This is a genomic window from Streptomyces griseoflavus, assembly GCF_014649995.1.
Classification (GTDB): domain Bacteria; phylum Actinomycetota; class Actinomycetes; order Streptomycetales; family Streptomycetaceae; genus Streptomyces; species Streptomyces griseoflavus.
In genome coordinates this window covers 980,354-1,001,927 of the sequence record NZ_BMUC01000001.1, presented here as the reverse complement: position 1 = coordinate 1,001,927, position 21,574 = coordinate 980,354, and the positions used below count along the sequence as shown (strand labels likewise).

Below are 21,574 nucleotides of genomic sequence, written 5' to 3'. Positions count from 1 at the left end.
GGGGAAAGCGGCCGCCGGGCCCCCTTCGGGACCTCGGGCGGAAGTCCCTACCCGGCGAGGCAGGACGGTCCGAGGAGGACCTTCAGGTCGCCGAACAGGGCCGGGTCGGGCTTGACACGGTGCCGGTCCAGGCGCAGCACCGTCGTCTTCGTCGGCCCCTGGAGCTTGATCCGCACCTCGCTGTCGCCCTTGTGGTGGGTGAGGATCTCTCCGAGCCGGCTGACCATCGGCGGGGTCACGCGCGTCGCCGGGATGGTGAGCACCACGGGCGCGTTGGCGCCCGCGTTGGACAGGTCGGGGACCATCAGCTCCATCGCGACCAGCCGGGGCACGTCCTCGCGCTTGTCGAGCCGCCCCTTGACGAACACCACGGCGTCCTCGACGAGCTGGGTCGAGACGAGCTGGTACGTCGCGGGGAAGAACATGCACTCCAGGGAGCCCGCGAGGTCCTCCACGGTCGCGATCGCCCAGGCGTTGCCCTGCTTGGTCATCTTGCGCTGGAGGCCCGAGATGATCCCGCCGATGGTGACCACCGCGCCGTCGCCGAAGTCGCCGCCGGTGAGCTGGGAGATGCCCGCGTCGGCCTTGTCGGACAGCACGTGCTCCAGGCCGAACAGCGGGTGGTCGGAGACGTAGAGGCCGAGCATCTCCCGCTCCTGGGCGAGCAGGTACGTCTTGTCCCACTCGTCGTCGGTGAAGGTGACGTCCAGGCCGAAGCCGGGCTCGCTGGTCTCCGCCTCGCCCATGCCGCCGAAGAGGTCGAACTGCCCCTCGGCCTCCTTGCGCTTGACCGCGACCACGTTGTCGATCATCGGCTCGTACTGCGCGGTGAGGCCCTTGCGGGTGTGCCCCATGGAGTCGAAGGCGCCGGCCTTGATCAGCGACTCCGTGGTGCGCTTGTTGCAGACGACCGCCTCGACCTTGTCGAGGTAGTCCGGGAAGGAGGCGTACTTCCCCTTGGCCTTGCGGGACTTGATGATCGACTCGACGACGTTGGTGCCGACGTTGCGGACCGCCGACAGGCCGAAGAGGATCACGTCGTCGCCCTGGGCGGCGAAGTTCGACTCGGACTCGTTGACGTTGGGCGGGAGCACCTTGATGCCCATGCGGCGGCACTCGTTGAGGTAGACCGCCGACTTGTCCTTGTCGTCCTTGACGGAGGTGAGCAGCGCGGCCATGTACTCGGCCGGGTAGTTCGCCTTGAGGTAGCCGGTCCAGTACGACACCAGTCCGTACGCGGCGGAGTGGGCCTTGTTGAACGCGTAGCCGGCGAAGGGGACCAGCACGTCCCAGAGCGCCTGGATCGCCTCGTCGCTGTAGCCGTTCTTGCGGGCGCCGTCCTGGAAGAGGACGAAGTTCTTCGCCAGCTCGTCGGGCTTCTTCTTGCCCATGACGCGGCGGAGGATGTCGGCCTCGCCGAGCGAGTAGCCCGCGATGATCTGGGCGGCCTTCTGCACCTGCTCCTGATAGACGATCAGGCCGTAGGTGACCGACAGCACCTCCTGGAGCGGCTCCTCCAGCTCCTTGTGGATCGGCGTGATCTCCTGGCGGCCGTTCTTGCGCTCCGCGTAGTTGATGTGCGAGTTCATGCCCATCGGGCCCGGCCGGTAGAGGGCCGAGACGGCGGAGATGTCCTCGAAGTTGTCGGGCTGCATCTGGCGGAGCAGCGAGCGCATCGGGCCGCCGTCGAACTGGAAGACGCCGAGGGTGTCGCCGCGGCAGAGCAGTTCGAAGGTCTTGGGGTCGTCCAGCGGGAGGGAGAGCATCTCCAGGTCGATGCCCTTGTTGGCCTTCACCATCTTGATGGCGTCGTCCATGATCGTGAGGTTGCGCAGGCCCAGGAAGTCCATCTTGAGCAGGCCCAGCGACTCGCACTGGGGGTAGTCCCACTGCGTGATGGTCACGCCGTCGGTGTGCCGCACCCAGATCGGGGCGTGGTCGACGATGGGTTCGCTGGACATGATCACGCCGGCCGCGTGCACGCCCATCTGCCGCACCAGGCCCTCGACGCCCTTGGCGGTGTCGATGACCTTCTTCACGTCCGGCTCGTTCTCGTACATCGCGCGGATCTCGCCCGCCTCGTTGTACCGCGGGTGCGAGGGGTTGGTGATGCCGTCGAGGTCGATGCCCTTGCCGAGGACGTCGGCGGGCATGGCCTTGGTGAGCCGGTCGCCCATGGCGTACGGGTAGCCCAGCACGCGCGCGGAGTCCTTGATGGCGTTCTTCGCCTTGATCTTGCCGTAGGTGCCGATCATGGCGACCTTGTCGGCGCCGTACTTCTCCGTCACGTACCGGATCACCTCGACGCGCCTGCGCTCGTCGAAGTCGATGTCGACGTCGGGCATGGAGACACGCTCGGGGTTGAGGAACCGCTCGAAGATCAGGCCGTGCGGGATCGGGTCGAGGTCGGTGATGCCCATCGCGTACGCCACGATCGAACCGGCCGCGGAGCCTCGGCCGGGGCCGACCGCGATGCCCTGGTTCTTGGCCCACATGATGAAGTCGGCGACCACGAGGAAGTAGCCGGGGAACCCCATCTGGATGATGACGTCCATCTCGTACTCGGCCTGCTTCTGGCGGTCCTCGGGGACGCCGCCGGGGAAGCGGCGCGCCATGCCCCGGCGGACCTCCTCCTGGAACCAGGTGACCTCGGTGAAACCGTCGGGGATGTCGAACTTCGGCATCAGGTCGCGCTTGACGAACATGCCCGTGGTGTCGACCATCTCGGCGATCAGCCGGGTGTTGGCGCAGCCCTGCTGCCAGGCGTCCGAGGAGTCGATGGCGTACATCTCGTCGGTGGACTTGAGGTAGTAGCCGGTGCCGTCGAAGCGGAAGCGGTCGGGGTCGGAGAGGTTCTTGCCGGTCTGGATGCACAGCAGCGCGTCGTGGGCGGTCGCCTCGTGCGCGTACGTGTAGTGCGAGTCGTTGGTGACCAGCGGGGGGATGCCGAGCTTCCTGCCGATCTCCAGCAGTCCGTCGCGGACCCGGTGCTCGATGTCGATGCCGTGGTCCATCAGCTCCAGGAAGTAGCGGTCCTTGCCGAAGATGTCCTGGTAGTCGGCGGCGGCCTTGAGTGCCTCGTCGAAGTGGCCGAGGCGCAGGCGGGTCTGGACCTCGCCGGAGGGGCAGCCGGTGGAGGCGACGATGCCCTCGGACCACTGGGCGATGGTCTCCTTGTCCATCCGGGGCCACTTCTGCAGCCAGCCCTCGGCGTAGGCGTCGGAGGACAGGCGGAAGAGGTTGTGCAGGCCGGTGTTGTTCACGGCCCACATCGTCTTGTGGGTGTAGCCGCCGGAACCGGAGACGTCGTCGCGCTTCTGGTGCGGCTGGCCCCACTGGATCTTGCGCTTGTTGCGCCGGGACTCGGGGGCGACGTACGCCTCGATCCCGATGATCGGGGTGACCCCCGCCTTCTGCGCGGAGTGGAAGAAGTCGTACGCCCCGTGCAGGTTGCCGTGGTCGGACATGGCGATGTGCGACATGCCCATCTCGTTGCAGGCGTCGAACATGTCCTTCAGCCGCGCGGCACCGTCCAGCAGCGAGTACTGGGTGTGGACGTGCAGGTGCGTGAACGGCGGCTTCGACACGGTGCGGCCTCCAAAGGTGAACGCTGTGGCGCGGAGCGCCTCCCGGCGACGGGCGGTGGCCGGACGACAGGGGGGCTCACGGCGACGGGCGGGCGGACAGTCCGGGGGACAGCGTCGAAGTCTATGCCCCGGCACTGACACCCGGAGCCCGCGGCGACGTACCTTCGGGCGGGGCACGGGCACTCCCGTGATCCGTCACACGTTAGGGCAGGGGACGGACCAGCCGTCCCGAGACATCCCGCACCTGGAGGCACACAGCGATGTCGGTCCCGCAGCTCAATGACGAGCACCGCGGCGAGGAGATCCTCGCCGTCCTCGACACCGCGTTCGGCGAGCTCCTGGCCGCCGATCCGGCCGCCTTCCGGGTGAAGTTCCGGAAGATGGCGGCCTCCGCGTTCGCCTTCTACCGCGGGACGGCGAGCCTCTTCTACCACGACCTGGACGCGGAGAACGCCGGGCGGGGCGGTGGGAGGACGTACAGCGGCCCCTACCTGGACGAGCGGACCTCGCGGGTGTGGATCCACGGCGATCTGCACGCGGAGAACTTCGGCACGTACATGGACTCCAACGGCCGCCTGGTCTTCAACGTCAACGACTTCGACGAGGCCTACGTCGGCCCCTTCACCTGGGACCTCAAGCGCTTCGCGGCCTCCATGGCGCTGATCGGCTACGCGAAGGCGCTCAGCGACGGGCAGATCACCGAGCTGGTCACCGTGTACGCGGCCGCCTACCGGGAGCGCATCCACGCGCTGGCCACCGGCGCGAAGAGCGACGAGGTGCCGCCGTTCACCCTGGACACCGCGCAGGGGCCGCTGCTGGACGTGCTGCGCGACGCCCGTTCGCTGACCCGCTTCGGGCTGCTGGACTCGATGACCGAGATCCGCGACTTCGAGCGCCGCTTCGCGCCCGGCGGCGGCGCGGTGGAGCTGGACGCCGCGACCCGATACAAGGTGCTCGCGGCCTTCGACGGCTACCTGGAGACGCTGCCCGACGCCTCGCTGGCCCGTCCCGACTCCTACCGCGTGAAGGACGTCGTGGGCCGCCGCGGCATCGGCATCGGCTCGGCCGGGCTGCCGTCGTACAACATCCTGCTGGAGGGCCACAGCGACGCCCTCGAGAACGACGTGGTGATCTACATCAAGCAGGCCCAGACCCCGGCGGTCTCCCGGCACATCACCGACCCGGCGATCCGCGACTACTTCCGGCACGAGGGGCACCGCACGGTGATCTCCCAGCGTGCCCTGCAGGCGCACGCCGACCCGTGGCTGGGCTGGACCGAGCTGGACGGCTCGGGGCAGCTGGTCGCCGAGGTCTCGCCGTACGCCGTGGACCTGGACTGGGGCGACATCGACGACCCGGAGGAGATCGCCCTGGTCGTCGCCGACCTCGGCCGGGCCACCGCGACCATGCACGCGGCGGCGGACGACACCTCCGGCGAGTCGCTGGTGCCGTTCTCCACCGAGCGCGCCATCGACGCCGCGATCGCGGCCGACGAGGACTCCCTGGCGCCGCTCCTGGTCGACTTCGCCCACACCTACGGCGCCCGTGCCCGGGCCGACCACCAGACCTTCCTGGACCTGTTCCGCAACGGCAGGATCCCAGGGCTGTAACCTTCCGCACACCCACCGGGCCCCTTTAGGGATCCCTTACCGGAGCTCGTGACACACTCGTTCCCGCCATGGACATATCCGGAACCCAGCTCAGAGCCGTACGCGCGGCGCTGTTCACGGCAGTCGTCGTGACCCTCAGCGCCGCGTCGCACGTGCTGCTGTCCGGGGCTCCGCTGCCGTTGAACACGGTGGTCGCCATCGCCGCCGCCGTGTTCCTCCTGGCGTACGCCCTGGCGGGACGGGAGCGTTCCTTCGGACGGATCGCCGCCCTGCTGATCCCGCTGGAGCTGGCCGCCGACACGGTCTTCACCACCGGCCAGCACCTCTGCTACGGCCGGATGGGCGGCCCCGTGGCGGGCCCGCTGCGCTCCGTCGGCTTCGACGTGCTCTGCGGCGACGGCACCAGCGTGGGCGCGCCCCTCGCCCATGTCACCGGGCCCGCCGGCGAAGGCGGCGACCGGCTGGCGGTGCTGCTCTCCCAGGCCGACCCGGCCACCGCCTGGATGCTGCTCGGCGCGCACGTCGGGGTCGGTCTGCTCGCCGCCGCCTGGCTGCGCCGGGGCGAGCGCGCGCTGGAGCAGCTGCTGAGCGCGCTCGCGGCGACCGCTTCGACGGCGGTCCGGCCGCTGCTGCTGGCGGTCGCGGCGGTGTCCGTGCGCCGGGCCCCGGAGATCCTCCGTCCGGCGCGCCCGGCCGTCCGCACCGCCGTCGCCCGGACCCCGCTCCTCGCGCACTCCCTGGGACGCCGCGGACCGCCGTGCTCCGCCGCCTCCGCCTGAGGCGACCCTCCGAGCACCAGCAGTCCCCCTGTACACATCCCGCACACCCCCGTGTGCGTCCCCCCGTGGAGACATCACCATGAGCAAGCGGAACAGCCAGGCAGCGAAGACGGCGGCCCGGGAGCGCCTGCGCGAGGAGCGCGAGCGCCAGGCGAAGAAGGCGAAGGCCAAGCGGCAGGCCGTGGTCGCCCTGTCGGCCGTGGGCATCCTGGCCGTGGCCGGCGGCATAGGTTACGCGGTCGTCCAGGCGAACAAGCCCGACTACTGGGAGGCCGCGGCGGACGACAAGCTGGTCAAGCCCGCCAACTCCAGCGGTGAGAACGGCACGACCGTCGTCATCGGCAAGCCCGAGGCGAAGAAGACGCTGGAGCTGTACGAGGACCCGCGCTGCCCGATCTGCGCCTCGTTCGAGCAGTCGGTCGGCGGGACCATCGACAAGGACGTCGAGGACGGCAAGTACAAGATCCGTTTCATCGGCGCCTCCTTCCTCGACCGCAACCTGACCGGTGAGGGCTCCAAGAACGCGCTGAGCGCCCTGGGCGCCGCGCTGAACGTCAGCCCCGAGGCGTTCCTGGCGTACAAGAGCGCGCTCTACTCGGCCGAGTTCCACCCCGAGGAGTCCGACGACAAGTTCAAGGACGACGCGTACCTGATCAAGATCGCGAACTCGGTGGACGCCCTGAAGGACAACAAGGAGTTCCAGGCGGCCGTGAAGGACGGCACCTACGACAAGTGGGCGCTGGAGATGTCCGACACGTTCGACGACAGCGAGGTCGAGGGCACGCCGAGCCTGATGATGGACGGCAAGAAGGTCACCGGCGCGGACGGGCAGAGCACCCCCATGACCCCCGAGGACTTCACCACGGCCATCGACAAGGCCCTCAAGGGCTGATCCCCGGGCCGGCTGACGGCGCGCCGAAGAGCGGGCGAACTTCCTCGAGTTCGCCCGCTTTCGCGTGTACCTGTCAGTAGCCTGGTCGGCTGTGACCAGTCGACACAGATCATCCGAGAGCGCCGTCTCCGCCACCGCGGACGCCCACTCCCTCACCCCGCGCCGCCGTACGGTCGTCAAGGCGGCCGCCGCCACCGCGGCGCTGGCCGGACCGCTGGCCGCGGCCCTGCCCGCCCGGGCGGTCCAGCAGGCCCCCGCCTTCCTGCACGGAGTCGCCTCCGGCGACCCGCTGCCGGACGGTGTGCTGCTGTGGACCCGGGTGACGCCCGTGCCGGAGGCGATACCCGGCTCGGGGCTCGGTCCCGACACCGAGGTGAGCTGGACCGTGGCCCGCGACAAGGCGTTCACCGACGTCGTCGCGCGGGGCTCGACCCTCGCCACCGCCGCCTCCGACCACACCGTCAAGGCGGACATCCGCGGCCTGCGGCCGGCCACCGACTACTGGTTCCGCTTCTCCGCCGGCACCACCGACTCCCCCGCCGCCCGCACCCGCACCGCCCCGGCCGCCGACGCCGTCGTGACCGGTCTGCGCTTCGGGGTGGTGTCCTGCTCCAACTGGGAGGCCGGCCACTTCTCGGCGTACCGCCACCTCGCGGCCCGCGGCGACCTGGACGCCTGGCTGCACCTCGGTGACTACATCTACGAGTACGCCGCCGGCCAGTACGGCACCCGCGGCCAGGCCGTCCGCGCCCACGCGCCCGCCCACGAGATCGTCACCCTCGCCGACTACCGGCTCCGGCACGCGACGTACAAGACCGACCCCGATCTGCAGGCCCTGCACGCCACGGCGCCGGTCATCGCCATGTGGGACGACCACGAGATCGCCAACGACACCTGGTCGGGCGGCGCCGAGAACCACACCGAGGGCGCGGAGGGCACCTGGGCCGCGCGTCAGGCCGCGGCCAAGCAGGCCTACTTCGAGTGGATGCCGGTGCGTCCCGCGCTGGCCGGCACCACCTACCGCCGGCTGCGCTTCGGCAGGCTCGCCGACCTGTCCCTGCTGGACCTGCGTTCCTTCCGCTCCCAGCAGGTCTCCACCGGCGACGGCGACGTCGACGACCCGGAGCGCACCCTCACCGGGCGCGCCCAACTGGACTGGCTGAAGGCCGGCCTGACGGCGTCCGACACCACCTGGCGGCTGGTCGGCACCTCGGTGATGATCTCGCCGTTCGCCGTGGGTTCCCTCCCCGCGAGCGTGCTGAAGCCGCTCGCGAAGCTGCTGGGCCTCCCGCAGGAGGGGCTCGCCATCAACACCGACCAGTGGGACGGCTACACCGACGACCGCCGTGAACTCCTCGCCCACCTGCGGGCGAACGCCATCCGCAACACGGTCTTCCTCACCGGCGACATCCACATGGCGTGGGCCAACGACGTGCCGGTGAACGCCGGCACCTATCCGCTGTCGCCCTCGGCCGCCACGGAGTTCGTCGTGACCTCCGTCACCTCCGACAACCTCGACGACATCGTCAAGGTCCCCGAGGGCACCGTCACCGCGCTCGCCGCCCCGGTGATCCGGGCCGCCAACCGGCACGTCCACTGGGTGGACACCGACCGCCACGGCTACGGCGTGCTGGACGTCACCGCCGAGCGGGCGCAGATGGACTACTACGTGGTGTCCAGCCGCACGCGGGCGGACGCCACGTCCGCCTGGGCCCGCTCCTACCGCACCCGCAGCGGCACGCAGAAGGCCGAGCGCGTGTACGAACCCGTCTGACCGGCCCGCCCGGTCAGTCCTCCAGCGAGTCGAGGAAGCCGAGAGCCACCCGCCAGGTGGCCTCGGCGGCCTCCTCGTCGTAGTCGGGCAGCCCGGGGTCGGTGTAGAGGTGGCCCGCGCCCGCGTACCGGTACACCTCGACGTCGGCCCCGGCCCGGCCCATCCGCAGGTACCAGGCGGTGAGCCAGTCGTCGGTCTCGAACGGGTCGGGCTCGGCGACGTGCAGCTGCACCGGGAGTTCGTCCACCGCGGCGTTCTCCGCGATGTCCGACGTGCCGTGCAGGAGCAGCAGTCCGCGCGCCTTGTCGTCGCCGAGGGCCAGCGTCTGCGCCACCGAGGCGCCGAAGGAGAAGCCCGCGTACACCAGCCCGCGCTCCGAGTAGGGCGCCGCCGCCAGCACGGCCCGCTTCAGCAGTTCGTCCTTGCCGGTCTCCTCCTTGTACGCCACGCCCTCCTCGACCGAGTCGAACGTACGGCCCTCGAACAGGTCGGGCGTCCACACCTCGTGACCGGCCGCGCGCAGCCGGCCGGCGGCCTCGGCCACCGCGGGCCTCGGTCCGTAGGCCGAGTGAAAGAGCATGATGTTCATGCCGCCCATGGTGCCAGCAGGTGTGACGGGACCGGATCACGGCAGTACCCGCGACCGTGCGTAAGTCACATGTTCATGCCCGCGCGGAGCCGGTTAGGTTCGGGGGCATGGATGACGTGCTCCGCCCACTGATCGTGGTCGGCGGCTCGGTCGTGCTCACGCTGCTGCTCGGCTGGGCCACCGATCTGCTGCTGCGCAAGGCCGACGAACGCCACCACGAGACACCGCTGTGGGGGCTGCTGCGCCGTGCCCGCGTCCCGTACCAGCTGGTGCTCTGCGCGGCGCTGCTCAGAGGCTCCTACGACGAGGCCCGGCTGCTGCCGGACCACGAGGTCGCCATCGGCAGGATCCTGTCGCTGGTGCTGATCGGATCGGCCGCCTGGCTGGCGATCCGGATCGCGCTCGCGATCGTGGAGACCTCGTACACGCGCTACGCCAGCACCCACCGCGAACGGGACCCCGCCCGGGTCCGCCGGGTGCGCACCCAGGTGACGCTGATCCAGCGGGTGGTCACGGCGGTCGTCGGGGTGGTGGCCGTGGCGGCGATGCTGCTGACCTTCCCGGCGATGCGCGCGGCCGGCGCCTCCCTGCTGGCCTCGGCCGGAATCCTCGGCATCGTCGCCGGTGTGGCCGCCCAGTCCACGCTGGGCAACATGTTCGCCGGGCTGCAGATCGCCTTCGGCGACATGGTCCGCATCGGCGACACGGTGACCGTGGACGGCGAGTGGGGCACGGTCGAGGAGATCACGCTGACCTTCCTGACCGTGCGCACCTGGGACGAGCGCCGGATCACCATGCCGGTGTCGTACTTCACGTCCAAGCCGTTCGAGAACTGGTCGCGCGGGACCCCGCAGATGACGGGCACCGTCCTGTGGCACCTCGACCACTCGGCCCCGCTGGACGCGATGCGCGACAAGCTCCGCGACATCCTCCGGGAGTGCCCGGCCTGGGACGGCCGCACCTACAACCTGACCGTGACCGACAGCACCCCGAGCACCATGGAGGTCCGGGCCCTGGCGACGGCCAAGGACGCGGACGACATCTGGACGGTACGGGTCACGGTCCGCGAGCAGATGATCCGCTGGCTAGCCGCCGAGCACCCCTACGCCCTGCCCCGGGTCAACGCGGCCGACGCGGTGCTGCCGCCCCAGCTCAACGGGCGCCGCTCCCCCGACGGGATACCGGCGGCCCGGAGGGTGCACCAGCACCAGAGGGAGCGCTGAGCGGCCTCAGTGGCCGCGCTCGGCGCCGCCGTTGACCTGGACGATCTGCGAGGTGATGTGTCCGGCGCCCGGGGAGGCGAGCCAGTGCAGGGTCGCCGCGACGTCCCCGGGCGTCCCCGCGCGCTTGTTCGACGTCTCGGCGACCAGCCGGGCCCGCCGTTCCTCGTCCAGGCCGTCACCGAAGAAGGCGGTGTCCTCGACGTAGCCGGGCGCCACCACGTTCACGGTGATGCCGTGCGGGCCGAGCCGCCGGGCCAGGTCGTGGGCGTACGGGTGCAGGGACGCCTTGGCCGCCGCGTACGACACCCGCCCCGAGCCCCGGTAGGCGGCGATGGAGCTGAGGAACAGCACCCGCCCGCCCGGTTCGGCGAGCCGGTCCCGCAGGGCCTCGGTGAGGAGCACCGCGGTCAGTACGTTGAGCCGGAAGTTGACGGTCCATTCGCGGGCGACGGCCTCCAACGGATCGTCACCGCCGGCCGGGGGTTCCAGCAGCCCGTTGCCGCCGGCGCTGTGGATCAGTACGTCCACCGCCCCCAGCTCCCGGCCCACGAAGCCGGCGACGCCCCGCACCGACTCCGGGTCGGCCAGGTCGGCGGCGTACGTGAGGGCGCCCGGCACGTCCGCGCGCTCCAGGACGTCCCCGCGCCGGCCGAGCAGCAGCACCTGGTCCCCGTCGGCGGCGAACGCCCGCGCGGCGGCCAGTCCGATCCCGGTGCCGCCCCCACTGATCACAACGTTGCGAGTCATGCCACGACCCTACGAACAACGCGTGGCCGGCGGTGCTCAGCGCAGGCTGCGCACGTCCAGATGGCGCAGCACCCGGTCCACCACCTCGGGGTCGGCGCCCGCCTCGCTGCGCGCCGTCAGCACCTCGTGCCGGGCGGCGCTGAGCATCTCCCCCTCGATCCGCCGCACCCGCTTCAGCCGCCGCGCCCGCTGCCGGTAGGCCTCGCGCCGTTCGTCCTCCGCGATGTCCGGGCTGATCCGCACCCCGATGTCGAACGACCGGCGCAGCATCTGCTCGGAGAGCTCCTCCGGCAGTTCCTCGACCTGTTCGATCTCCCGCAGCCTGCGCTTGGCGGCCTTCGCCGCCCGGAGGGCCAGCTGCCGCTCGAACTCCATCTCGCGTTCGGTGTCGCCCCGCACTCCGAGCCGGTTCACCAGCCAGGTCAGGCTCAGTCCCTGCACCAGCAGCGTCGCCAGCACCACGCCGAACGCGATGAAGACGATCTCGCCCCGCGCGGGGAAGGCGTCCCCGCCGTCGGTCTCCAGCGGAATGGCCAGGGCCAGCGCGACGGAGGCGACCCCCCGCATCCCCGACCACCACATCACCACGGTCTCGCGCCAGCTCACGGGGATGTCCTCGCCGACGTCCCGCGACGTGTGCAGCCGCTTCGTCAGCCAGGTGGCCGGCAGCAGCCACGCCAGCCGGACGAGGACGACCACACCGACGACCGCGCCCGCCCAGGTGAGCAGCTCGCCCCAGTGGCCGGCCGCGGTCTCGACCGCGTTGTGCAGTTCGAGGCCGACCAGTCCGAACGCGACACCGGTGACGAGGGTGTCGACGATGTCCCAGAAGGTGTGCCCGGCGAGCCGGGCCATGACGTCGTCGGCGTCGGTGGCGTACTCCACCAGGAACAGCGCGGTGACGAGCACCCCGAGGACGCCCGAGCCGTGCAGTTCCTCGGCCAGGACGTAGGCCGCGAACGGCACCAGCAGGGTCAGGGCCACCTGGAGGGTCGGGTCGCCGAGGGCGCTGATCGCCTTGTTGGTGCCCCAGCCGAGCGCGAGCCCGACCGCGATCGCCACCACGGCCGACAGCACCAGGTCGAGACCGGCCCGCCAGGGCGAGAAGGTGCCGCTCACCGCGGCGGCGATCGCCACGTGGTAGAGGACGATGGCCGTGACGTCGTTGAACAGCCCTTCGCCCTCCAGGATCGACACCAGGCGGCGGGGCAGCCCCAGCTTCCCGGCGACGGCGGTCGCCGCGACCGGGTCGGGCGGCGCGACCAGCGCCCCGAGGGCGACGGCCGCGGCCAGCGGCAGCCCGGGCACGATGGCGTGGGCGACGACGGCCACGCACAGGGTGGTGACGAAGACCAGGGCCACGGCCAGCAGCAGGATCGGCCGGACGTTCGCCGCGAACTGGCGCCACGAGGTACGGCGCACCGCGGCGTAGAGCAGGGGCGGCAGCAGCAGCGGGAGGATGAGTTCCGGCGGGACGTCGACGTTCGGGACGAACTCCAGCAGGGCCAGGACGATGCCGAGGACCGTCATCAGCACCGGCGCCGGCAGCCTCAGCCGCTCCCCGACGGGGACGCTCACCACGGCCCCGAGCAGCAGGGCGAACAGCAGGGCCAACTGATCCACGGTCAGCGCTCCCAGGGGTCGATGATCGGCCGGCGGAGTCCAGACTGCCACGCCGGCCGCCCCCACCAGGGCGTTCGCCGATCCGGGCTACAGCGCGCGCCGCATGGCCCGGTGCGGCATACCGGCGTCCGGGAACTCCGGTCCGTAGGCCTCGTACCCCAAGCGCTCGTAAAAACCCAGGGCGTGGGTCTGCGCGTGCAGGTCGACGGCGGTGAGGCCCTGCTCGCGGGCCGCCTCCTCGACGGCCCGCACCAGCGCCGCGCCGACGCCCAGGCCCCGCGCCCGGCGCGTCACCGCGAGCCGGCCCAGGGAACCGACGGCCCGGTCGCCGCCGTTCTTCGCGGCGGCGGCGGGGCCGTGCAGCAGCCGTCCGGTGCCGAGCGGGGTGCCGTCCTCGGCGACCGCCAGGACATGCACCGCGCCGGCGTCGTGGGCGTCGTACTCGATGTCCTCGGGGACGCCCTGCTCGGCGACGAAGACGTCCTTGCGGACCGCGAAGCACGCCTCGCGGTCGGCGGCGTCGCGCGCCACCCGGACGACGCAGGGGGTGCTCACGCGTAGGTCTCCTCGCGGACCTGGTCCAGGGCCTTCTGCAGGTCCTCGGGGTAGTCGCAGGAGAACTCCGCCCACTGCCCGTCGCCGGGGTGCTCGAAGCCGAGCCGCACGGCGTGCAGCCACTGGCGGGTCAGGCGCAGCCGCTTGGCGAGCGTGGGGTCGGCGCCGTAGGTCAGGTCGCCGACGCAGGGGTGCCGGTGGGCGGCCATGTGGACGCGGATCTGGTGGGTGCGCCCGGTCTCCAGCTTGATGTCGAGCAGCGACGCGGCGCGGAATGCCTCGATGAGGTCGTAGTGGGTGACGGACGGCTTGCCGTCGGCGGTGACCGCCCACTTGTAGTCGTGCTGCGGGTGACGGCCGATGGGGGCGTCGATGGTGCCGCTGGTCGGGTCGGGGTGCCCCTGGACCAGCGCGTGGTAGCGCTTGTCGACCGTGCGCTCCTTGAACTGGCGCTTGAGCGACGTGTACGCGTACTCGGACTTGGCGACGACCATCAGGCCGGAGGTGCCGACGTCGAGGCGGTGCACGATGCCCTGACGCTCGGCGGCGCCGGAGGTCGAGATGCGGTACCCGGCGGCGGCCAGGCCGCCGATCACCGTCGGACCGGTCCAGCCCGGCGAGGGGTGCGCGGCGACGCCGACCGGCTTGACGATCACCACGACGTCGTCGTCGTCGTGCACGATCTCCATGCCCTCGACGGGCTCGGCGACGACCCGCACCGGCGCGGGTGCCCCCGGCATCTCCACCTCGAGCCACGCGCCGCCGCTGACCCGCTCGGACTTGCCGACCACCGATCCGTCGACCGTGACCTTCCCCGCCGCGGCGAGCTCGGCCGCCTTGGTGCGGGAGAAGCCGAACATGCGGGAGATGGCGGCGTCGACGCGCTCGCCCTCCAGGCCGTCGGGCACGGGCAGGGTACGGATCTCGGGAATCGTGCTCACCCGTCGAGTATGCCGGACGGCTCCGGCACTCCCGTACGGGAGGCCGGAGGGCTCAGTCCTTGTGGACGGTGCCGTCCGGGTCGAGGCCCCGGAAGGACAGCAGCACGATCAGGATGCCGCCGCAGACGATCGCCGAGTCCGCCAGGTTGAACACGGCGAAGTGCTTGGGCGCGATGAAGTCGACGACCGCGCCCTCGAAGACGCCCGGTGAGCGGAAGATCCTGTCGGTGAGGTTGCCGAGGGCGCCGCCGAGCAGCAGGCCGAGGGCGATCGCCCAGGGCAGGCTGTAGAGCTTGCGGGCGAGGCGGATGATCACGACGATCACCGCCGCCGCGATCACCGTGAAGATCACGGTGAAGGCCTCGCCGAAGCCGAAGGCCGCGCCCGCGTTGCGGATCGCCTCGAAGCGCAGCCAGTCGCCGACGATCTCGATCGGTTCGTGGTGCTCCAGCTTGGCGACCACGATCATCTTGCTGATCAGGTCGAGGGCGTAGGCGAAGGCGGCGACGGCGAACAGCACGGCGATCCGCCGCTTGCCGCGGGGCCGCCCGGTGTCCGCCGCCGCACCGTCGGTGCCGGGCCGCCCGGTGTCCGCCGCCGCACCGTCGGTGCCGGGCCGCCCGGTGTCCGCCGCCGTACCCTCGGTGCCGGCCCGCCGCTGTCCGTCCCGGTCCTGCTCGTCCCGGTCCGCGTCCGGGATGTCCGGCGTACCGATGATGCGCTCCGCCTCTGCCACGTGAGTCCCTCAGCCTAGGTACCTGACTGAGGACGAGGGTACGGCACGGTCCGCACGCCCGCCGATCAGTACCGGCGCTCCTGCTTCTGCTTGCACTCCACGCACAGGGTGGCCCGCGGGAAGGCCTGCATACGGGCCTTCCCGATGGGGTCGCCGCAGTTCTCGCAGAGGCCGTAGGTGCCGGCGTCGAGGCGCTGGTGGGCGCGCTCGAACTGGCTGAGCATCTCGCGCGCGTTCGCGGCGAGCGCGAGTTCGTGCTCGCGGGTGATGTTCTTGGTGCCGGTGTCGGCGTCGTCGTCACCCGCGCCGTCCCCGGAGTCGCGCATCAGGCCGGCCAGCGCCTGCTCGGAGTTGGTGATCTCCTCGCGCAGCCGCAGCACCTCGGACATCAGCTCGGCCCGCGCCTCCTCGACCTCTTCCGTCGTCCAGGGCTCCTCGCCGGGACGCACCGCGAGCTCGCCCGGCTCCACCTCCGCGAACCGGGCCTGGGGTACGGCGGTCTTCTCCGCCGTGGCCGCCGGGCCAGGGGTCTTCTTCGCACCCACTGTCGTCACTCCCGTCTGCGCCGCGGCCTCCGCCGCGCCCGCGTCATCGGCCGCGCTGTGCCCGGCCACATCCTGAGGGGACCCACTGGTCCCGGCGGTGGCCGCCTCCCCGGCCGCCCGCCGCCCCGCTTGCCCGCCGTCCGCCGTCCGCTCGGCGGTCTTCCCCGCGGGCGTCCGCTCCGCCCCGCCGCGGGCCGCCTTCGCGGACGGCGCCTCCTCGGCGGACGCCTTCCCGGCAGCGGTCTTCCCGGTGGCCGTCTTCTTCGACGCCGGAGCCGCCTTCCTGCCCGTCTTCTTCCCGGAAGGTGTCCGGGCCGGCGCCTTCGCCGTCCGCTCGCCGGACGCCTCCGCGGAGGGCGGCCGTCCGCGGACGGCGGTCCCCCCGGCCGGCGGGATCTTCTCCGGGGTCGGCTCCGCCGCCGGGTCCGCCTGCTCCGTGCCCCGCGCGGTCTTCTTCGCCACCATGGCCGCGACCCCTTCACATATGTGATCTTGCGCGCGAATCGTGCTGGGACGATAAATCGACCCGGGTCCCGCGGCAACGGGGCGCACCGCCCGGTCACCCCGCCCCGCGCACGCGGCGCGGCGAGCCTGCAAGCGTTGTGCCCAGCTCCCCGCCGGGTATGCCGCCCGGGAGGACGTCACGGGATCCGAACAGGCATACCGCTCCATTCGGGGCACATCAGGTCATGTGCTGAGCGGTCATCCGGTCGGCCGCTCTCCGCGTCGCGCCGTACACTGGGCGGAGCGAAAAGCGTGGATGGGGACGAGTAGCGGCGTACGCAGCCCAGAGCGACCCGGGGACGGTGTGAGCCCGGGGGCGAGCGCGACGTGAAGATCACCCCGGAGCCGCCGGAGGAAAGCCGCGACCGCGGCGAGTAGAACCGGCATCGCGACCCCAATGAGGGGGCTCACCGGAGCGCGGGTCGCGCCGGGGGGCCAAGGAGGGTGGTACCGCGGGAGCGCGCCGACGGCGGCGCAGGAGATCACGACAGCTCTCGTCCCTCCGGACGGAAGGCAGCAAGTCCGCCGGAGGAAGCCCGCTGATGACATCGCCGACGTACCGCCAGGTACCCGCCCAGGTCGACCTGCCCGCCCTCGAGCACACGGTGCTCAAGTTCTGGGACGAGCAGAAGATCTTCGCCAAGAGCCTGGAGCAGTCCGAGGGACGCCCCGAATGGGTGTTCTACGAGGGTCCGCCCACCGCCAACGGCATGCCCGGCGCCCACCACATCGAGGCCCGCGTCTTCAAGGACGTCTTTCCCCGCTTCCGCACCATGCGCGGCTACCACGTGGCCCGCAAGGCCGGCTGGGACTGCCACGGCCTGCCCGTCGAGCTGGCGGTGGAGAAGGAGCTCGGCTTCTCCGGCAAGCAGGACATCGAGGCGTACGGCATCGCCGAGTTCAACGCCCGGTGCCGCGAGTCGGTCACCCGGCACACCGACGCCTTCTCCGAGCTGACGACCCGCATGGGCTACTGGGTCGACCTCGACGACGCCTACCGGACCATGGACCCGGAGTACGTCGACTCCGTCTGGTGGTCCCTGAAGGAGATCTTCGGCAAGGGCCTGCTGGTCCAGGACCACCGCGTCGCCCCCTGGTGCCCGCGCTGCGGCACCGGCCTGTCCGACCACGAGCTGGCGCAGGGCTACGAGACGGTCGTCGACCCCTCCGTCTTCGTCCGTTTCCCGCTCACCTCCGGCCCGCTGGCCGGCGAGGCCGCCCTCCTGGTGTGGACGACCACGCCGTGGACCCTGGTGTCCAACACGGCCGTCGCCGCGCACCCCGAGGTGACCTACGTCGTCGCGACGAACGGTGAGGAGAAGCTGGTCGTCGCGGAGCCGCTGCTCGGCAAGGCCCTCGGCGAGGGCTGGGAGGCCACCGGCCGGACCTTCACCGGTGCCGAGATGGAGCGCTGGACGTACCGGCGCCCCTTCGAGCTGGTGGAGTTCGCGGAGCCGGCCCACTACGTGGTGAACGCCGAGTACGTCACCACCGAGGACGGTACGGGTCTGGTGCACCAGTCCCCCGCCTTCGGTGAGGACGACCTCAGGGTCTGCCGCTCCTACGGCCTGCCCGTGGTCAACCCCGTCCGCCCCGACGGCACCTTCGAGGAGGACGTGCCGCTCGTCGGCGGCGTCTTCTTCAAGAAGGCCGACGAGCGGCTCACCGCCGACCTCGACGAGCGCGGCCTGCTCTTCCGGCACGTCCCGTACGAGCACAGCTACCCGCACTGCTGGCGCTGCCACACCGCGCTGCTCTACTACGCGCAGCCGTCCTGGTACATCCGCACCACGGCCGTCAAGGACGAGCTGCTGCGGGAGAACGAGAACACCAACTGGTTCCCCGACACCGTCAAGCACGGCCGCTACGGGGACTGGCTGAACAACAACATCGACTGGGCGCTCTCCCGCAACCGCTACTGGGGCACCCCGCTGCCGATCTGGCGCTGCGAGCAGGACCACCTCACGGTCGTCGGCTCCCGCGCGGAGCTCACCGGGCTGACCGGCACCGACCAGTCGGGCCTCGACCCGCACCGCCCGTACATCGACGAGGTCACCTTCGCCTGCCCGCAGGACGGCTGCGGTGCGACGGCCACCCGCGTGCCGGAGGTCATCGACGCCTGGTACGACTCGGGTTCGATGCCGTTCGCGCAGTGGGGCTACCCGTACAGGAACAAGGAGCTGTTCGAGGCCCGCTACCCGGCGCAGTTCATCTGCGAGGCCATCGACCAGACCCGCGGCTGGTTCTACACGCTGATGGCCATCGGCACGCTGGTCTTCGACAAGTCCTCCTACGAGAACGTCGTCTGCCTCGGTCACATCCTCGCCGAGGACGGCCGCAAGATGTCCAAGCACCTGGGCAACATCCTGCAGCCGATCCCGCTGATGGACCAGCACGGCGCGGACGCCGTCCGCTGGTTCATGGCGGCCGGCGGTTCGCCGTGGGCGGCGCGCAGGGTGGGCCACGGCACCATCCAGGAGGTCGTCCGCAAGACGCTGCTGACGTACTGGAACACGGTCGCCTTCCAGGCCCTGTACGCCCGTACGTCCGGCTGGGCGCCGAGCGCGGCCGACCCGGCCCCCGCCGACCGTCCCGTGCTCGACCGCTGGCTGCTGTCCGAACTGCACGCGCTCACCGACCAGGTCACCAGGGCGCTGGAGGGCTACGACACCCAGCGCGCCGGCAAGCTGCTGTCCGCGTTCGTCGACGACCTCTCCAACTGGTACGTGCGCCGCTCGCGCCGCCGCTTCTGGCAGGGCGACAAGGCCGCGCTGCGCACGCTGCACGAGGTCGTGGAGACGGTCACCCAGCTGATGGCGCCGCTGACCCCGTTCATCACCGAGCGGGTCTGGCAGGACCTGATCGTCCCGGTCACGCCGGGCGCGCCGGAGTCGGTGCACCTGTCCTCCTGGCCGGAGGCGGACCTGTCGGCGATCGACCCGGAGCTGTCCCGGCAGATGGTGCTGGTGCGCCGTCTGGTGGAGCTGGGCCGGGCCACGCGCGCGGAGTCCGGGGTGAAGACCCGCCAGCCGCTGAGGCGGGCGCTGATCGCGGCGGGCGGCTTCGACCGCCTCGACGCCGAACTGCGCGCGCAGATCACCGAGGAGCTGAACGTCGAGTCGCTGGCGTCGCTGTCCGAGGTGGGCGGCTCGCTGGTGGACACCACGGCCAAGGCCAACTTCCGTGCGCTGGGCAAGCGGTTCGGCAAGCGCGTCCAGGACGTCGCCAAGGCGGTCGCGCACACGGACGCCGCCGCGCTGTCCCTGGCGCTGCGCGAGGGCACGGCCTCGGTGGAGGTCGACGGCGAGACGGTCACCCTCGCTCCCGACGAGGTGATCATCACGGAGACCCCGCGGGAGGGCTGGTCGGTGGCGTCCGACGCCGGCGCCACGGTCGCCCTCGACCTGGAGATCACCGAGGAACTGCGCCGCGCGGGCCTGGCCCGTGACGCGATCCGGCTGATCCAGGAGGCCCGCAAGAACAGCGGCCTCGACGTGGCCGACCGGATCGCGCTGCGCTGGACGTCGGCGGACCCGGCGACGGACGCCGCGCTGGCGGAGCACGCGGGGCTGATCGCCGACGAGGTCCTGGCGACGGACTTCGACCGGGGCGAGGCGGACGACACGTACGGCACCCCGTTCACCGACGAGGGCCTGTCCCTGACGTTCCGGCTGCGCAAGGCGTAGGGGCGCGCGCCTCGGCGCCCGCCGCGTACGAGGCCCGGGCCGGACAGGAGGAATCCTGTCCGGCCCGGGCCTTCGGCATTGCGTACGTCGGACACCCCGCCCCGCTCCGAACAAACGGCGCATACTCCGTGAACGCGCGTAGCGAAAGGGCGGGGCCCCGGGTTGGTGAACCCGGGGCCCCGCCCTGAACGCTGCCGACTGCTACGCCGTACTCATGGCCATGGGGCCGTCAGTTGTCGTCCTCGTCGATCAGGAAGCCGCGCATCGGCGAGGGCGCCTGACCCATCGGACCGGGGCCCTGCGGGCGGACCGGCGCCATGGGCTGCGTCATGGCCGGCTGCATCTGCTGCTGGCCGCCGTAGGACGGGCCGGCCGGACCGCCGGGGCCACCGCCCATGCCCTGGTTGCCGTAGGACGGCGCACCGGCACCGGCCGGAGCCATCGACGGCGCCGGGGACGGCGGGAGCGACGGAGCGGCGCTCGCGGGCTGGCGCGGCGGGGCGAGCGAGTCGTCCGCCTGGGTCTCCAGCTGACGCAGTTGCGACTCCAGGTAGGACTTCAGCCGCGTGCGGTACTCGCGCTCGAAGCCGCGCAGGTCCTCGACCTTGCGCTCCAGCGTGGCGCGGGCGGACTCCAGGGAGCCCATCGCGACGCGGTGCTTCTCCTGCGCGTCCCGCTCCAGGGCGTCGGCCTTGGCACGGGCGTCGCGCTCGAGACCCTCGGCACGCGAACGCGCCTCGCCCACGATCTTGTTGGCCTCGGAACGGGCCTCCGCGATCGCCTGGTCGGCCGTCTGCTGGGCCAGCGACAGCACCCGTGCGGCGCTGTCGCCGCCGGGGCCGCCCTGACCGGGAAGACCGGGGCCGCCCATGGGGGGACCGCCCATCGGGCCGCCGTGGCCCATCTGCCCCTGCATCGGGCCGCCCTGGCCCATCGGCCCGGGACCCTGACCCATCGGGCCGGGGCCCTGGCCCATGGGGCCGGGACCCTGCGGGCCGCCCTGTCCGCCGGGGCCGGCGGGCAGTTGGGGAGCACCGCTCGGCAGCTGGGGCGGGCCACCCATGGGGCCACCCATCTGCTGCTGCGGCGGGCCCGATATGCCGGCGGGCACCGGAGCGCCGGGACCTCGCATGCCCTGCTGGGGCATGCCCGGAGGCGGCCCCTGTTGCTGCTGCTGGTCCTGCGGCTCGGGAGGCTTGCGCATGTTCTGCTGGTTCTGCGCCGCGGCACGCGTGGCAGCGGCCAGCTTGGCGCGCAGGTCCTCGTTCTCGCGGAGCAGGCGCGTCAGTTCGGCTTCGACCTCGTCGAGGAAGGCATCGACCTCGTCCTCGTCATAGCCTTCTCGGAGGCGGACGGTCGTGAACTGCTTGTTCCGCACGTCCTCGGGGGTCAACGGCATCTCTTCACCTCAACGTAGTCATCGGCAGTCGGCAAGACCGTATCGTCCACAGTCACCTCGCGAGATTGCCCACGATCGAGATCAGGATGTAGACGATGATCATCAGTACGAAGAAGGACAGGTCGAGCGCCACGCCCCCGAGACGCAGCGGCGGGATGAACCGCCGCAGAAGCTTCAGCGGTGGATCGGTGACAGTGTAGGTGGCCTCCAGGACGACCACCATCGCCTTGCCGGGTTGCCACGAGCGGGCGAACTGGAACACGTAGTCCATGACCAACCGGAAGATGAGCACGATGAGGAACACCATCAGCGCGATGTAGATCACCTGCGCGAACACGCTCATGGCCTGCTTTTCCCTCTCCCCTGTGCACTGCTCGATCCGGT

Annotated in this window: 17 protein-coding genes; 7 read left to right on the top strand and 10 right to left on the bottom strand. The window is 71.4% G+C overall.

Features of this window, described 5'->3' with window-relative positions:
• Positions 1 to 47: 47 nt before the first annotated feature.
• Complete coding sequence (gene dnaE / locus IE172_RS04375) at positions 48 to 3,587, bottom strand: DNA polymerase III subunit alpha (protein ID WP_190095699.1); 3,540 nt, start codon at positions 3,585 to 3,587, stop codon at positions 48 to 50.
• A 260-nt stretch (positions 3,588 to 3,847) separates the two neighbouring features.
• Here dnaE and IE172_RS04370 point away from each other — a divergent pair, with 260 nt between their 5' ends.
• The 4 genes from IE172_RS04370 to IE172_RS04355 all read left to right on the top strand — a co-directional run bounded on the left by IE172_RS04370 (position 3,848) and on the right by IE172_RS04355 (position 8,642).
• Positions 3,848 to 5,197, top strand: a complete 1,350-nt coding sequence (locus IE172_RS04370) for a DUF2252 domain-containing protein (protein WP_190095698.1) — start codon at positions 3,848 to 3,850, stop codon at positions 5,195 to 5,197.
• 68 nt (positions 5,198 to 5,265) lie between these two features.
• A complete protein-coding gene (locus IE172_RS04365) occupies positions 5,266 to 5,976 on the top strand; it encodes a hypothetical protein (protein ID WP_190095697.1) in 711 nt (236 codons plus the stop codon).
• A 79-nt stretch (positions 5,977 to 6,055) separates the two neighbouring features.
• Entirely contained in the window at positions 6,056 to 6,868 is an 813-nt protein-coding gene (locus IE172_RS04360) for a DsbA family protein (RefSeq protein WP_190095696.1), read from the top strand.
• Between the two features lie 91 nt (positions 6,869 to 6,959).
• Positions 6,960 to 8,642 carry an alkaline phosphatase D family protein gene (locus IE172_RS04355; RefSeq protein WP_190095695.1) on the top strand — a complete coding sequence of 561 codons (1,683 nt, stop codon included), beginning with the start codon at positions 6,960 to 6,962 and terminating at the stop codon, positions 8,640 to 8,642.
• 13 nt (positions 8,643 to 8,655) lie between these two features.
• Here the strand turns inward: IE172_RS04355 and IE172_RS04350 are convergent, their stop codons facing one another.
• On the bottom strand, positions 8,656 to 9,231 hold the full coding sequence (locus IE172_RS04350; RefSeq protein ID WP_190095694.1) for a dienelactone hydrolase family protein: 576 nt from the start codon (positions 9,229 to 9,231) through the stop codon (positions 8,656 to 8,658).
• Positions 9,232 to 9,338: 107 nt separating this feature from the next.
• On the opposite strand from IE172_RS04350, the gene IE172_RS04345 reads away from it, so the two are divergent.
• Entirely contained in the window at positions 9,339 to 10,454 is a 1,116-nt protein-coding gene (locus IE172_RS04345; protein WP_190095693.1) for a mechanosensitive ion channel family protein, read from the top strand.
• 6 nt (positions 10,455 to 10,460) lie between these two features.
• On the opposite strand, the gene IE172_RS04340 is transcribed toward IE172_RS04345, so the two are convergent.
• From IE172_RS04340 to IE172_RS35415, 6 genes are all read right to left on the bottom strand, one after another.
• A complete protein-coding gene (locus tag IE172_RS04340; RefSeq protein WP_190095692.1) occupies positions 10,461 to 11,201 on the bottom strand; it encodes an SDR family NAD(P)-dependent oxidoreductase in 741 nt (246 codons plus the stop codon).
• Positions 11,202 to 11,237: 36 nt separating this feature from the next.
• Positions 11,238 to 12,830 carry a Na+/H+ antiporter gene (locus IE172_RS04335; protein ID WP_190096009.1) on the bottom strand — a complete coding sequence of 531 codons (1,593 nt, stop codon included), beginning with the start codon at positions 12,828 to 12,830 and terminating at the stop codon, positions 11,238 to 11,240.
• A gap of 81 nt (positions 12,831 to 12,911) precedes the next feature.
• Positions 12,912 to 13,379, bottom strand: coding sequence for a GNAT family N-acetyltransferase (locus tag IE172_RS04330; RefSeq protein ID WP_190095691.1), 468 nt, complete (start codon positions 13,377 to 13,379; stop codon positions 12,912 to 12,914).
• Complete coding sequence (locus tag IE172_RS04325) at positions 13,376 to 14,320, bottom strand: RluA family pseudouridine synthase (protein ID WP_190095690.1); 945 nt, start codon at positions 14,318 to 14,320, stop codon at positions 13,376 to 13,378. The genes IE172_RS04330 and IE172_RS04325 overlap by 4 nt, the downstream gene beginning before the upstream one ends.
• Positions 14,321 to 14,372: 52 nt before the next feature.
• The gene (gene lspA / locus IE172_RS04320; protein WP_190095689.1) at positions 14,373 to 15,056 is read right to left on the bottom strand and encodes a signal peptidase II; all 684 of its coding nucleotides are present in this window, start codon (positions 15,054 to 15,056) and stop codon (positions 14,373 to 14,375) included.
• A 65-nt stretch (positions 15,057 to 15,121) separates the two neighbouring features.
• Entirely contained in the window at positions 15,122 to 15,670 is a 549-nt protein-coding gene (locus IE172_RS35415; protein WP_403376680.1) for a TraR/DksA family transcriptional regulator, read from the bottom strand.
• A 28-nt stretch (positions 15,671 to 15,698) separates the two neighbouring features.
• On the opposite strand from IE172_RS35415, the gene IE172_RS35410 reads away from it, so the two are divergent.
• Both IE172_RS35410 and ileS read left to right on the top strand, forming a co-directional pair.
• Complete coding sequence (locus IE172_RS35410; protein ID WP_438817003.1) at positions 15,699 to 16,091, top strand: hypothetical protein; 393 nt, start codon at positions 15,699 to 15,701, stop codon at positions 16,089 to 16,091.
• Positions 16,092 to 16,647: 556 nt separating this feature from the next.
• Positions 16,648 to 19,791 carry an isoleucine--tRNA ligase gene (ileS, locus tag IE172_RS04310; protein WP_190095688.1) on the top strand — a complete coding sequence of 1,048 codons (3,144 nt, stop codon included), beginning with the start codon at positions 16,648 to 16,650 and terminating at the stop codon, positions 19,789 to 19,791.
• A gap of 229 nt (positions 19,792 to 20,020) precedes the next feature.
• Here ileS and IE172_RS04305 read toward each other — a convergent pair whose 3' ends face one another.
• Both IE172_RS04305 and IE172_RS04300 read right to left on the bottom strand, forming a co-directional pair.
• Complete coding sequence (locus IE172_RS04305; protein ID WP_190095687.1) at positions 20,021 to 21,190, bottom strand: DivIVA domain-containing protein; 1,170 nt, start codon at positions 21,188 to 21,190, stop codon at positions 20,021 to 20,023.
• 52 nt (positions 21,191 to 21,242) lie between these two features.
• Entirely contained in the window at positions 21,243 to 21,533 is a 291-nt protein-coding gene (locus tag IE172_RS04300) for a YggT family protein (protein WP_004932337.1), read from the bottom strand.
• Positions 21,534 to 21,574: the final 41 nt, after the last annotated feature.

Coding starts and splice junctions, on each gene's coding strand:
- IE172_RS04370 (WP_190095698.1), top strand. CDS start 3,848: ATGTCGGTCCCGCAGCTCAATGACGAGCACCGCGGCGAGGAGATCCTC.
- IE172_RS04365 (WP_190095697.1), top strand. CDS start 5,266: ATGGACATATCCGGAACCCAGCTCAGAGCCGTACGCGCGGCGCTGTTC.
- IE172_RS04360 (WP_190095696.1), top strand. CDS start 6,056: ATGAGCAAGCGGAACAGCCAGGCAGCGAAGACGGCGGCCCGGGAGCGC.
- IE172_RS04350 (WP_190095694.1), bottom strand. CDS start 9,231: ATGAACATCATGCTCTTTCACTCGGCCTACGGACCGAGGCCCGCGGTG.
- IE172_RS04345 (WP_190095693.1), top strand. CDS start 9,339: ATGGATGACGTGCTCCGCCCACTGATCGTGGTCGGCGGCTCGGTCGTG.
- IE172_RS04340 (WP_190095692.1), bottom strand. CDS start 11,201: ATGACTCGCAACGTTGTGATCAGTGGGGGCGGCACCGGGATCGGACTG.
- ileS (WP_190095688.1), top strand. CDS start 16,648: ATGACATCGCCGACGTACCGCCAGGTACCCGCCCAGGTCGACCTGCCC.
- IE172_RS04305 (WP_190095687.1), bottom strand. CDS start 21,190: ATGCCGTTGACCCCCGAGGACGTGCGGAACAAGCAGTTCACGACCGTC.
- IE172_RS04300 (WP_004932337.1), bottom strand. CDS start 21,533: ATGAGCGTGTTCGCGCAGGTGATCTACATCGCGCTGATGGTGTTCCTC.